Raw genomic sequence first — 12,040 nt, 5'->3', positions numbered from 1 at the left:
CTCAATGTCCTCCCCGCTTGGTGTTGCGCGTGGCCGCGACGACCTTGGTCGCCGCATCGGCGAGGTCGTCGGCCGACACGATCGGCAATCCGGAATCGCGCAGGATCGCCTTGCCCAGTTCGACGTTGGTGCCTTCGAGCCGCACCACCAGCGGCACGGTCAGATCGACCTCGCGCGCGGCCGCGACCACGCCCTCTGCGATCACGTCGCAGCGCATGATGCCGCCGAAGATATTGACCAGGATGCCTTCGACATTGCGGTCGGCCAGGATCAGCCGGAATGCCGTCGCCACGCGCTCGCGCGTCGCGCCGCCGCCGACGTCGAGGAAGTTGGCCGGCTTGCCGCCGTGCAGCTGGATGATGTCCATCGTGGCCATCGCCAGGCCGGCGCCATTGACCATGCAGCCGATATTGCCGTCGAGCTTGACGTAGTTCAGCGCATGGCGCGCGGCCTCGGTCTCGGCCGGGTCCTCCTCGGCCTCGTCGCGCATCGCCTCGATATCGGGATGGCGGAACAGCGCGTTGTCGTCGAAGTTGAACTTGGCGTCCAGCGCCATCACGTGGCCGCTGTGCGTGACGACCAGCGGATTGATCTCGACGATCGACGCGTCCAGTTCGGTGAAGGCGCGATAGGCCGCCAGGAACAGCCGCGTGGCCTCGCCGACCTGCTTGCCGCGCAGGCCGAGCCCGAAGGCCAGCCGCCGCGCGTGGAAGGGCTGGATGCCGGTGGCCGGATCGATCGCCAGCTTCAGGATCTTCTCCGGCGTGTGCGCGGCGACTTCCTCGATGTCCATGCCGCCTTCGGTCGACGCCATCAGCGTGATCCGTGACGTCGCGCGGTCGATCAGCATGCCGAAATAGAGCTCGCGCGCGATGTCGCAGCCTTCCTCGATATAGAGCCGCCGCACCTCGCGCCCGGCCGCGCCGGTCTGCCTGGTGACCAGCACCGCGCCGAGCATCTTGCCGGCTTCCTCGCGCACGGCCTCGAGCGAGCGCGCCACGCGCACGCCGCCCTTGCCGCCGGGATCGTTCTGGAAGCGTCCGGCGCCGCGGCCGCCGGCATGGATCTGCGACTTGACGACCCACAGCGGGCCCCCGAGCGTGCGTGCCGCGTTGGCTGCCTCGTCCGGCGTGAACGCAACCGCGCCCCGCGGCACGGCGACGTCGTAGCGCCGAAGCAGCTCCTTGGCCTGATATTCGTGAATGTTCACTGTCTCCTCACTGGTTTGGATACGTCGTTGTCTGAAGCCCGAACAGAACTGCATGCGTGGGGCGAAAGACGCTGGGTCCCCGCCTTCGCGGGGACGACGCCACTCCCTCGTCGTTCCCGCGAAGGCGGGAACCCAGCGGCTTCAGGTTCGACCGCTGGTCGAAATATGGTATGTAATATATCAACGCACAACAAGGCGAATTATCGGCCCCGCGGTACACGGAGGCCAACGAAATCGACATTGATGCGGACCGCCACTAAGCGACAGTGTTTATAGAAGTTGGGCGAATTTATCGGCAAGAAAAAGGCTGTTTTGCTGCGTTGCGTCGTCGAAATTTGCCGCCTTTCCCACATTTCTCCTTGCCGACCTTTGATATATCACATACGGTATGTCATCAAGATCGCCCGAAACGATCGATTCGCGTCGCAAGCCGGCAGCCCTGCCGAGAAGAAGGTGAAGCGGTGCGTGCCCACACAACCGGGCCGCCCGGAGTCCAACGAGGAGACCAAGACATGTCTGCAGTCGTATCGCTGCGGCCGGAATCGACGACGGCCGATGACACCCTGAAGCAGAAGAGCCGGGATGCCGGCATCGTGTCGGGCGGCCATCTGGTCGCGCGGGCGCTGAAGAACGAAGGGGTCGACACCATCTTCACGCTATGCGGCGGCCACATCATCGACATCTACGATGGCTGCGTCGACGAAGGGATCCGCATCATCGACGTGCGCCACGAACAGGTCGCGGCGCATGCGGCCGATGGCTATGCGCGCCAGACCGGCAAGCTCGGCTGCGTGGTGACGACCGCCGGCCCGGGCTGCACCAATGCCGTGACCGGCATTGCCACCGCCTTCCGCTCGGAAAGCCCGGTGCTGCATATCGGCGGGCAGGGCGCGCTGACGCAGCACAAGATGGGTTCGCTGCAGGACCTGCCGCACGTCGACATGATGGCGCCGATCACCAAGTTCGCCGCGACCATCCCGAGTACCGAACGCGTTGCCGACATGATCTCGATGGCCGCGCGCGAATGCTTCAACGGCGCGCCCGGGCCCGCCTATCTGGAGATTCCGCGCGACGTGCTCGACCGCGAAGTCGAGATTGCCCGCGCCGTGGTGCCGCGCCCCGGCCACTATCGCGCCTCGACCAAATCGATCGGCGATCCGCGCGACATCGAGAAGCTCGCCGACATCCTGGTCAATGCCGAGCGTCCGGCCATCCTGTTCGGCCAGCAGGTGTGGACCGCGCGCGGCCACGAGGAAGCGATCGCGCTGTTGCGCGGCCTCGATATCCCGGGCTACTTCAATGGCGCCAGCCGCGGGCTGCTGCCGCCGGGCGATCCGCATCACTTCGACCGCACGCGCTCGCAGGCCTTCGCCAACGCCGATGTGCTGGTGATCGTCGGCACGCCGTTCGATTTCCGCATGGGCTACGGCAAGCGCATCAGCAAGGAGCTGACGCTGGTGCAGATCGACATGGATTACCGCACCGTCGGCAAGAACCGCGAGATCGACCTGGGCCTGGTCGGCGATCCGGGCGCGATCCTCGGCGCGGTGCTGCAGGCCGCCAGCGGCCGCATCAAGCAGGACAAGCGCCAGGCGCGCCAGAAGTGGATGGGCCAGCTGACCGAGGCCGAAGGCGTCGCCACCGAGAAGCTGATGCCGCTGTTCCTGTCGGAGAACACGCCGATCCATCCGTATCGCGTCGCCTACGAACTGAACAACTTCCTCGGCGAGGACACGATCTACATCGGCGACGGCGGCGACGTGGTCACGATCTCGGCGCAGGCGGTGCGGCCGCGCAATCCCGGCCAGTGGATGGACCCGGGCGCGCTGGGCTCGCTCGGCGTCGGCACCGGCTTCGCGATCGCCGCGGGCCTGGCCAATCCGGGCAAGGAGGTGCTGTGCTACTACGGCGACGGCTCCTTCGGCATGACGGCCTTCGACATGGAGACCGCCAACCGCTTCGGCGTGCCGTATCTGGCCGTGATCGGCAACAACTCGGCGATGAACCAGATCCGCTACGGCCAGCTGGCCAAGTACGGCGAGTCGCGCGGCAACGTCGGCAACCTGCTGTCGGACGTGCCGTTCAGCCAGTTCGCGCAGATGCTGGGCGGCTATGGCGAAGAGGTGCGTGACCCGGCCCAGATCGCCGGCGCGCTGCAGCGCGGCCGCGAGTCGATCGCCCGCACCGGCAAGTCCGCGGTGATCAATATCTGGGTCGATCCGCGCGAATACGCCCCGGGCACCAAGAATCAGACCATGTACAAGTAGCCGGCTGCCGGCCCCGGCCGACAGCGCGATCGCGGCGTGCGACACCGGATGCGGGGGCCTGCACCAGGCCCCCGCATCCGGCGGGCGGCGCACGCCCTCGCCGGCCCGGCCGCGGCCCTGGCTCCAGTGCAACGAACGATCACACCATAGAGGCGAGGAGACGACGCCATGAGCAAGGCATTGGAAGGAGTACGCATCCTGGACATGACGCACGTGCAGGCGGGGCCGTCGGCGACGCAGCTGATGGCGTGGCTGGGGGCGGACGTGATCAAGGTCGAGCTGCCCGGCCGGGGCGACATCACGCGCAGCCAGCTGCGCGATGTGCCGAACGCCGACAGCCTCTATTTCACGATGCTGAACTCCAACAAGCGCAGCCTGACGCTGAACATGAAGACGCCGGAAGGCAAGGCGCTGCTGGAGGACCTGGTCGAGCGCTGCGACGTGCTGGTCGAGAACTTCGGCCCGGGCGTGCTCGACCGCGCGGGCTTCGACTGGGACCGGCTGCGCGCGCTCAACCCGCGGCTGATCTACGCGTCGATCAAGGGCTTCGGCCCCGGGCCGTACGCCGACTGCAAGGCGTACGAGAACGTCGCGCAGTGCATGGGCGGCTCCGCCTCGACCACCGGCTTCGAGGAAGGGCCACCGACCGTGACCGGCGCGCAGATCGGCGATTCGGGCACCGGCGTGCATTGCGTGATCGGCATCCTGGCCGCGCTGCTGCAGCGCGAGCATACCGGCAAGGGCCAGCGCGTCGAGGTCGCGATGCAGGACGCGGTACTGAACCTGTGCCGCGTCAAGCTGCGCGACCAGCAGCGCCTGTCGGCCGGCGCGCTGCGCGAATATCCGAACAAGGAATTCGGCGACTACGTGCCGCGCGCCGGCAATGCGTCGGGCGGCGGGCAGCCGGGCGCGGCGCTGCGCTGCGCGCCGGGCGGGGCCAACGACTACGTCTACGTGATCGTGCAACCGCAGGGCTGGGAACCGCTGATGCGGCTGTGCGGGCGCGAGGACCTGATCGCGCATCCGCAGTTCGCCACGCCGGAAGCGCGTCTCAAATGCCTGCCCGAATGCTTCTCGATCATCGAGAAATGGACGCGCACGCGCACCAAGTTCGAGGTCATGGAAGCGCTCAACGAGGTCGACGTGCCGTGCGGCCCGATCCTGTCGATGAAGGATCTGATCGAGGACCGCTCGCTGTACGAGCGCGGCTATCTGGTCGAGGTCGATCATCCGCAGCGCGGCCGCTATGTGCAGCTGGGCTGTCCGATCAACCTGTCGGAATCGCCGGTCCAGGTCGATCGCTCGCCGCTGCTGGGCGAGCACACCACCGAGATCCTCGAATGGCTGGGCCGCACGCCCGCGCAGATCGAGGCGCTGCGCGCGGCCGGCGCGGTCTGACGCCGCCTTGCCCTGGGCGGCCCGGCGCCGCCCTTCGTTCGCAAACTCCGCTGCAACCATGACCCAATGGAGGTCTGACATGGCGTATGACAAGGACGCGGTGCGCAATATTCTCGCCACCGCCAAGGAACAGGGACGCACCGCGCTGACCGCGCCCGAAGGCAAGCTGGTCTGCGATGCCTATGGCATTGCGGTGCCGGGCGAAGGCCTGGCGACGTCGCCGGCCGAGGCGGTCGAGCTCGCCGGCCGCATCGGCTTTCCGGTGGTGATGAAGATCGTGTCGCCCGACATCCTGCACAAGACCGAGGCCGGCGGCGTGCTGGTCGGCCTGGACAGCCAGCAGAAAGTCGAGGAGGGCTACCGCACCATTCTCGATAATGCGAAGCGCTACAACGCCAAGGCGGACATCGTCGGCGTGCAGGTGCAGAAGATGATCGGCGGCGGGCAGGAGGTGATCATCGGCGCGGTCACCGATCCGTCGTTCGGCAAGCTGGTGGCGTTCGGCCTCGGCGGCGTGCTGGTCGAGGTGCTCAAGGACATCACGTTCCGCATGGCGCCGGCGAGCGAGCAGGACGCGCTCGGCATGCTCGACGGCATTGCGGCCGCCCAGGTGCTCAAGGGCGTGCGCGGCGCGGAACCCGTCGATCGCGCGGCGCTGGCCAGCATGATCCAGCGCGTGTCGCAGCTGGTGACCGACTTCCCCGAGATCGCCGAGCTGGACCTGAACCCGGTGTTCGCGAGCCCGAGCGGCGCGATCGCGGCCGACGTGCGCATCGTGCTGGACCACGCGCCGCAGCCGCAGCGCTATCGCCCGACACAGGAGCAGATCGTCGCGCAGATGAACCGCATCATGCGTCCGGACACCGTCGCGGTGATCGGCGCCTCGTCCGAGGATGGCAAGATCGGCAACTCGGTGATGAAGAACCTGATCAACGGCGGCTACCAGGGCAAGATCTATCCGATCCACCCGAAGGCCGAAGAGATCATGGGCATGACCGCGTACAAGAGCGTGCTCGACGTACCGGGCGAGATCGACGTGGCGGTGTTCGCGATCCCCGCCAAGCTGGTGGCGCAGGCGCTGGAGGAGGTCGGCCGCAAGGGCATTCCCGGCGCCGTGCTGATTCCGTCCGGCTTTGCCGAGACCGGCAATGTCGAAGGGCAGGAGGAGATCGTCGCGATCGCGCGCAAGCACAACATCCGGTTGATGGGGCCGAACATCTACGGCTTCTACTACACGCCGAAGAACCTGTGCGCGACGTTTTGCACGCCTTATGACGTCAAGGGCAAGGCCGCGCTGTCCTCGCAATCGGGCGGCATCGGCATGGCCATCATCGGCTTCTCGCGCTCGGCCAGGATGGGCGTGTCCGCCATCGTGGGCCTGGGCAACAAGTCCGACATCGACGAAGACGATCTGCTGACCTTCTTCGAGCAGGATGACGAGACCGAGATCATCGCGCAGCATTGCGAGGACCTGAAGGACGGGCGGGCGTTTGCCGAGGCGGCACGCCGCGTGTCGAAGGTCAAGCCGGTGGTGGTGCTCAAGGCCGGCCGCACCAGCCTGGGCGCGCGCGCCGCGAGCTCGCACACCGGGGCGCTGGCCGGCGACGACCGCATCTACGAGGACGTCTTCAAGCAATGCGGCGTGATTCGCGCCCGCTCGCTGCGCGACCTGCTCGAGTTCGCGCGCGGCATTCCGAAGCTGCCGACGCCGAAGGGCGAGAACGTGGTGATCATCACCGGCGCCGGTGGCTCGGGCGTGCTGCTGTCCGATGCCTGCGTCGACAACGGGCTGTCGCTGATGACGATGCCGGAGGACCTGGACGCGGCCTTCCGCAAGTTCATCCCGCCGTTCGGCGCGGCCGGCAATCCGGTCGACATCACCGGTGGCGAGCCCCCGACCACCTATCGCAACACGATCAAGCTGGGGCTGGAGGATCCACGCATCCACGCGATCATCCTGGGCTACTGGCACACGATCATCACGCCACCGATGGTGTTCGCCAAGCTGGTGGTCGAGGTCAAGGAGGAGATGGCAGCCAAGGGCATCGAGAAGCCGATCGTCGCCTCGCTGGCCGGCGACGTGCAGGTCGAGGAAGCCGCCGAATACCTGTACCAGCATGGCGTGCCGGCCTACGCGTACTCGACCGAGATCCCGGTCGCGGTGCTCGGCGCGAAGTACAAGTGGGCGCGCGGCGCGGGCAAGATCTGACTCTGCGGCGAAGGGCGAGAGCGGCGGCGTTGGGAGGCGCCGCTTGCCCTCTCCCCCGGCCCCTCTCCCGCAATGGCGGGAGAGGGGAGAGCGTCAGGCGAGAGCTGATGGCATTTCCCGATCCCCCGGTTTCCTCCCCTCTCCGACCTGCGGGAGAGAGGGGAGCGCCGGGCGAGAGCTGATGGCATTTGTCGATTCCCTCGGTTCTCTCCCCTCTCCGACCTGCGGGAGAGGGGGGAGCGCTGGGCGAGAGCTGATGGCATTTGTCGATTCCCTCGGTTCTCTCCCCTCTCCCGCGTGCGGGAGAGGGGCGGGGGAGAGGGCAGGGCCCCGACACCGCCCATAAAAAACCACCCGCCACAGGAGACCCCCATGCAAACCTGGATTCGCTTCGACGCCGGCGATGGCCGGTCACGGATGGGCCGGCTCGATGGCGAGCGGGTGTTCGAATACGACGGCCCCGGCTATGCGTCGCCGAACCCCACCGGCGTTTCATTCCCGCGCAACGAGGTGAGGCTGCTTGCGCCATGCGAGCCGTCCAAGATCGTCGCGCTGTGGAACAACTTCCGCGCGCTGGCGCAGAAGCTGGGCAAGCCCGAGCCGGAGCATCCGCTGTTCCTGATCAAGCCTGGCACCTCGTTGGCCGGCCCCGGCGACACCATCGCGCGGCCGGTCGGCTATGCCGGCAAGATCGTGTTCGAGGGAGAGCTCGGCATCGTGATCGGACGGGTCTGCCGCGATGTGCCGGTCGCCGATGCCGCCTCGCATATCTTCGGCTATACGGTCGTCAATGATGTCACCGCGGCCGACCTGATCGCCGAGGATCCGAATTTCGCGCAATGGTGCCGCGCCAAGGGCTTCGATACCTTCGGCTGCCTGGGGCCCGCCATCGTCACGGGCTTCGACTGGCGCGACGCCAGCGTGGTCACGCGGCTCGACGGCGCCGAGCGCCAGCGTTATCCGCTGTCGGACATGATCTTCACGCCCGAGCAGATCGTCAGCCGCCTGTCGCGCGACATGACGCTGATGCCGGGCGACGTGATCGCCTGCGGCACCTCGCTCGGCGTGGGATCGATGAAGGCCGGCGCGGTCGTCGAGGTGCGCATCGACGGCATCGGTGCGCTGGTCAATCCGGTCGGCGGCTAGCCCGCGCGGCGACGCGCCGCCGGCCTTGTTCCCGATGGTCGCGATGGAGGCCCGCCATGACGGACCCTCAAGAACTGGCTTATCTGCTCGCCTGCGCGTCGATGGTGGCCGGCCTGGCCGGCTACCGTCACGCCGGTGCAGCCGCGCTGCACGCGGGTTGCCTCGGCGGCATTGTGCTGGCCATCTCTGCCGCCTGGCTGTCCGGCGGCAATGGTCCGATGGTGGTGCTGACGGGATTGGCGCTGGCCGCGGTCGCGGCAGCGGGGATCGCGATCGGCGCGCGCAGCGGTGTGCGCGGCGCGCGGTCTTCCGAAGCGAAGTAGTTCCTCGAAGTCGTTCGATCGAAGTCGTTCGTCGAAGTCATTCGTCGAAGTCATTCGTCGAAGTCATTCGTCGAAGTCATTCGTCGAAGTCATTCGTCGAAGTCGTTCGTCGAAGTCGTTCGTCGAAGTCGTTCGTCGAAGTCGTTCGATACAAGCACGTCGTCCCCGCGCAGGCGGGGACCCAGTGGCTTTCATTCAACGACGCTGGGTTCCTGCGTGCGCGCGAACGAGGTGGTAGTTCGCGAAGCGGCCATTCAGCTGACGCGCCGGCCCATCGCGTCCAGATACCCGTTCTTCTTCTCCAGAATCAGCTGGCTCAGGAACGGCGCGTCGTAGGCGGTCAGCAGATGCGCGTGATAGGTCTCGATGTAGTGCGCGATCTGCGTGCGCTCGCAATCGACCACGCCGCACAGCCAGCGGTACATCGCCTCGTCCCAATGAAAGGGCAGCTCCAGTTCGACGAAGGCCGAGTTGTAGGCGGCGAGCTGCGCCTGTACCGGAATCTGGGGGTCCGCGGCCGCGGTGGTGACGTCGTTCTGCCGTTCGATCTGCGCTTGTGCCATGTCGCTCTCCTTGTGCCGGTGCGGTGGGACATGCAGGCAGCATAGGGGGCGCGAACGATTAACAACAATTGAAGTTGATCGGCAAAACCATAAGCCATCGTTTATGGATGGGCCCGCCGAAGGAAGGGTCAGCCGCGGGCCGCTGCCGCGCCCTTGCCGCGGATCAGTCCGGCGACCGCGGTGATCCGATCGATCTGCGCCGCGCCTTCGCTGAGCAGGAAATGCTTGAACGCCAGCGCGACCGGCGGCAGCCGCTTGTTCTTGCGATGGACCACGTACCAGTTCAGCATCACCGGGAACCCTTCGACGTCGAGCACCGCCAGATGGCCGGTACGCAGTTCCAGTGCCACCGTGTGGGCGGACAGGAAGGCGATGCCCATATTGGCGATCACGGCCTGCTTGATGGTCTCGGTGCTCTTGATCTCCATCGTGATGCGCAGGTTCTGCAGCCGCGCCGCGAACCCTTCCTGCATCGAGTTCCAGGTGTCCGAACCCTTCTCGCGGCAGATGAAGGCCTCGTCGGCCAGCGCGGACAGCGGCACGTTGCGCTTGCCGACCAGCGGATGGTCCGGCGCGGCGACGATCACGTAGGGGTGAGGCGCGAACGATTCGTTGACGGTATCCATCCCCGCCGGCGGGCGCACCATCACGGCGAGGTCGGTCAGGTTGCCGGCCAGCTGGTGCAGCAGTTCCTCGCGGTTGTGCACCGCCAGGTTCAGCGTGACGCCGGGGTGTCGCCGCATGAATTCGGCAATCACGCGCGGGAAGAAGTAGTCGCCGGCGCTGATCACCGCGATATTGAGCCGGCCTCCCGCGATGCCGCTCAACTGTGCCATCGCGTCCTCGGCCTCGCGGAACTGCTGGATGATGCTGCGGCTGTAGTGCAGCATCTCGGTGCCGGCCGGCGTCAGGTAGATCTTCTTGCCGAGCTGCTCGAACAGCGGCAGGCCGACATGGTTCTCCAGCTGCCGCACCTGCGTCGACACCGCGGGCTGCGTCAGGTGCAGCTCCTCGGCCGCGCGCGAAAAGCTCAGGTGACGGGCCACCGTTTCGAAGACCTTGAGCTGGCGCAGCGTGGCGTTTTTCATGGCGGCCTCTTCGGTCGACGCGGCGCTTGCTGCGGCGCGTGATCGGGATCGTTTCGCTGCGGTGCACGCTTCGTGCATTGCGACAGCGCCGCCGATCCATAGACGGTCGTCAATGATCTTAATAAAAAAGTTAAGGCGTCGTGGATAGTCGTTTGCACTAGCATCGAAGGACCCGTCGGCGTCCGCGCAGCCCTGCCGGACGACCATGGCGACATAAGAAAGCACAGCGCTGCCCCGTCAGTCCCACGCTGGCGGCACCGGCAGCGGCCGCGCGCCCACGAGGCAGGCGGTGCCAGAGGAGACCACGATGAATGTCTCGCTTCCGCAGTTGAAGGCCTTCGCCGCCGTCGCGCGGCATCGCAGTTTCACCCGTGCCGCCGCCGAACTGGGACTGACGCAATCGGCCGTCAGCCGCAGCGTGCGCGAGCTGGAGGAGGAGATCGACCTGCGCCTGTTCGACCGCACCACGCGCCAGGTCGAGCTGACCGAGGCAGGCACGCTGCTGTCCGAACGCATCTGCCATCTGATCGACGAGGTCGAACAGACCTTGCACGAGACGCACTCGAGCGCGCGGCCCGCGCATGGGCGCGTGCAGCTGGCGGTGGCGCCGATGCTGTCGTCGATGCTGGCGCCCGCCTGGCTGCAGGCCTGCCAGAGCGCCTGGCCGGACATCGATATCGTGCTGCGCGATGTCGGCCCCGAGGCGGCGCTGCATGCGGTGCGCGGCGGCGAGGTTGATTTCGCGGTGGTCAGCGATCCGGAGCCTTGCGCCGAGCTGCAGTTCGACCCGCTGTACGAGGAGACCTTCCATGCGGTGCTGCCGACCGGCCATCCGCTGGCGTCGCGCGAGGCGCTGGGTTGGGGCGATCTGAACGATGCGCAGCTGTTCGGGCTGGACCGCCAGTCGGGCATGCTGGCGGCGATCGAGCGCGCCATGGCCGCCTACCACGTGCGCCCGCGGGTCTATCGGCCCCTGGGCCATTTCTGCGCGGTGCTCGGCATGGTGGCGCGGCGGCAGGGATTGGGCGTGGTGCCGTCGCGCGCCCGCGCGGCCGGCGTTCCGCCCGGCGTGGTGCTGCTGCCGCTGCGGCCGCATGCCGCCATGCAGGTCGTGCTGGTGCGCCGCAAGGGACGGTCGCTGAAGCCGAACGCCGCAGCCATCTGGCGCGTGATTACCGAGCAAGAGGGCCCGGATGTGGCGTTGAAGACCGGCTAACTTGGGGCCTGTGGCACGGGAACGACAGAACAGGGCGTTTATTGATATATCACATACAGAATATTTACTTATGGTGCGTTGCACCATATACTGGGCATTCCTTGATTGATGTCTTATCGGAGTGTCCTGATGCAAACCACCCTGTTGACCCTGCTGTCGCTTGGCCTGTTCTCTCTCGGCGTGTCCGCCACCGTGCTGCTCGCGACCTCTCTGCCCGCCCCGGCGCTACTGCGCGCCCAGGCGCATGGCCGCCTGGCCGGATTCGGTAGCGCGCCCCGCGAGGAGGACGCCACCGAGGACTCGCACAAGGCCGCCGGCCAGTTCGTGCTGACTCATGCCTGATCGCAAGTTCGCTGGCCACGCCCCGGTCGTCTCTCGCGGCCATAGCGACGGACGAACCCGCCCGTGGCCAGCGGCTTCGCAGTCGCGCGTTCCCTCGTCGTTCCCCCCTCCTTTTCTCTCTTTTCCCCTCTCTTCCTCTCCGCCGCAGGGCGTCATTGCGCGGCAGTCCGCCGTCTCTTGAGTCGACAGCCATGGATGGACAAGCGAAAACGCCTTGACCATTTTGATATATCACATACCGTATAACACTAGCGGACGTTGACGACGCATCTGGCGAC

The 12,040-nt window shown here is 66.8% G+C and carries 10 protein-coding genes; 7 read left to right on the top strand and 3 right to left on the bottom strand.

Going from position 1 to position 12,040, the window contains the following annotated elements; all coding sequences use genetic code 11:
• Nucleotide 1: 1 nt before the first annotated feature.
• Nucleotides 2–1,210, bottom strand: a complete 1,209-nt coding sequence (gene sucC / locus M1D55_RS06980) for an ADP-forming succinate--CoA ligase subunit beta (protein ID WP_456280483.1) — start codon at nt 1,208–1,210, stop codon at nt 2–4.
• Between the two features lie 512 nt (nt 1,211–1,722).
• Here sucC and M1D55_RS06975 point away from each other — a divergent pair.
• From M1D55_RS06975 to M1D55_RS06955, 5 genes are all read left to right on the top strand, one after another.
• Nucleotides 1,723–3,477 (top strand): thiamine pyrophosphate-binding protein, encoded by a 1,755-nt coding sequence (locus M1D55_RS06975; protein WP_023264406.1) that lies wholly within the window; start codon nt 1,723–1,725, stop codon nt 3,475–3,477.
• Nucleotides 3,478–3,645: 168 nt separating this feature from the next.
• Nucleotides 3,646–4,875, top strand: coding sequence for a formyl-CoA transferase (gene frc / locus M1D55_RS06970; RefSeq protein WP_023264405.1), 1,230 nt, complete (start codon nt 3,646–3,648; stop codon nt 4,873–4,875).
• 79 nt (nt 4,876–4,954) lie between these two features.
• The gene (locus M1D55_RS06965; protein ID WP_023264404.1) at nt 4,955–7,084 is read left to right on the top strand and encodes an acetate--CoA ligase family protein; all 2,130 of its coding nucleotides are present in this window, start codon (nt 4,955–4,957) and stop codon (nt 7,082–7,084) included.
• Nucleotides 7,085–7,456: 372 nt separating this feature from the next.
• Complete coding sequence (locus tag M1D55_RS06960; RefSeq protein WP_456280482.1) at nt 7,457–8,230, top strand: fumarylacetoacetate hydrolase family protein; 774 nt, start codon at nt 7,457–7,459, stop codon at nt 8,228–8,230.
• 56 nt (nt 8,231–8,286) lie between these two features.
• A complete protein-coding gene (locus M1D55_RS06955) occupies nt 8,287–8,553 on the top strand; it encodes a hypothetical protein (protein ID WP_456280481.1) in 267 nt (88 codons plus the stop codon).
• Between the two features lie 254 nt (nt 8,554–8,807).
• Here the strand turns inward: M1D55_RS06955 and M1D55_RS06950 are convergent, their stop codons facing one another.
• Both M1D55_RS06950 and M1D55_RS06945 read right to left on the bottom strand, forming a co-directional pair.
• Nucleotides 8,808–9,116 (bottom strand): LysR family transcriptional regulator, encoded by a 309-nt coding sequence (locus M1D55_RS06950; RefSeq protein WP_456280480.1) that lies wholly within the window; start codon nt 9,114–9,116, stop codon nt 8,808–8,810.
• A gap of 128 nt (nt 9,117–9,244) precedes the next feature.
• Nucleotides 9,245–10,204, bottom strand: a complete 960-nt coding sequence (locus M1D55_RS06945; RefSeq protein ID WP_006577237.1) for a LysR family transcriptional regulator — start codon at nt 10,202–10,204, stop codon at nt 9,245–9,247.
• Between the two features lie 307 nt (nt 10,205–10,511).
• Here M1D55_RS06945 and M1D55_RS06940 point away from each other — a divergent pair, with 307 nt between their 5' ends.
• Together M1D55_RS06940 and M1D55_RS06935 are read left to right on the top strand one after the other, a co-directional pair.
• A complete protein-coding gene (locus M1D55_RS06940; protein ID WP_064576924.1) occupies nt 10,512–11,420 on the top strand; it encodes a LysR family transcriptional regulator in 909 nt (302 codons plus the stop codon).
• Between the two features lie 129 nt (nt 11,421–11,549).
• Nucleotides 11,550–11,762: a hypothetical protein gene (locus tag M1D55_RS06935; protein ID WP_006577913.1), complete on the top strand. Its 213-nt coding sequence runs from the start codon at nt 11,550–11,552 to the stop codon at nt 11,760–11,762.
• The last annotated feature ends 278 nt before the right edge of the window (nt 11,763–12,040 follow it).

The organism is Cupriavidus sp. JZ107, from assembly GCF_053903255.1.
Note: the sequence above shows the minus strand (reverse complement) of the source record. Positions and strands in the feature narration are given on the sequence as shown.

What these genes read in the sequence shown, in the direction of transcription:
- M1D55_RS06975 (WP_023264406.1), top strand. Translation starts at nt 1,723, where the DNA reads ATGTCTGCAGTCGTATCGCTGCGGCCGGAATCGACGACGGCCGATGAC.
- frc (WP_023264405.1), top strand. Translation starts at nt 3,646, where the DNA reads ATGAGCAAGGCATTGGAAGGAGTACGCATCCTGGACATGACGCACGTG.
- M1D55_RS06965 (WP_023264404.1), top strand. Translation starts at nt 4,955, where the DNA reads ATGGCGTATGACAAGGACGCGGTGCGCAATATTCTCGCCACCGCCAAG.
- M1D55_RS06960 (WP_456280482.1), top strand. Translation starts at nt 7,457, where the DNA reads ATGCAAACCTGGATTCGCTTCGACGCCGGCGATGGCCGGTCACGGATG.
- M1D55_RS06955 (WP_456280481.1), top strand. Translation starts at nt 8,287, where the DNA reads ATGACGGACCCTCAAGAACTGGCTTATCTGCTCGCCTGCGCGTCGATG.
- M1D55_RS06950 (WP_456280480.1), bottom strand. Translation starts at nt 9,116, where the DNA reads ATGGCACAAGCGCAGATCGAACGGCAGAACGACGTCACCACCGCGGCC.
- M1D55_RS06945 (WP_006577237.1), bottom strand. Translation starts at nt 10,204, where the DNA reads ATGAAAAACGCCACGCTGCGCCAGCTCAAGGTCTTCGAAACGGTGGCC.
- M1D55_RS06940 (WP_064576924.1), top strand. Translation starts at nt 10,512, where the DNA reads ATGAATGTCTCGCTTCCGCAGTTGAAGGCCTTCGCCGCCGTCGCGCGG.
- M1D55_RS06935 (WP_006577913.1), top strand. Translation starts at nt 11,550, where the DNA reads ATGCAAACCACCCTGTTGACCCTGCTGTCGCTTGGCCTGTTCTCTCTC.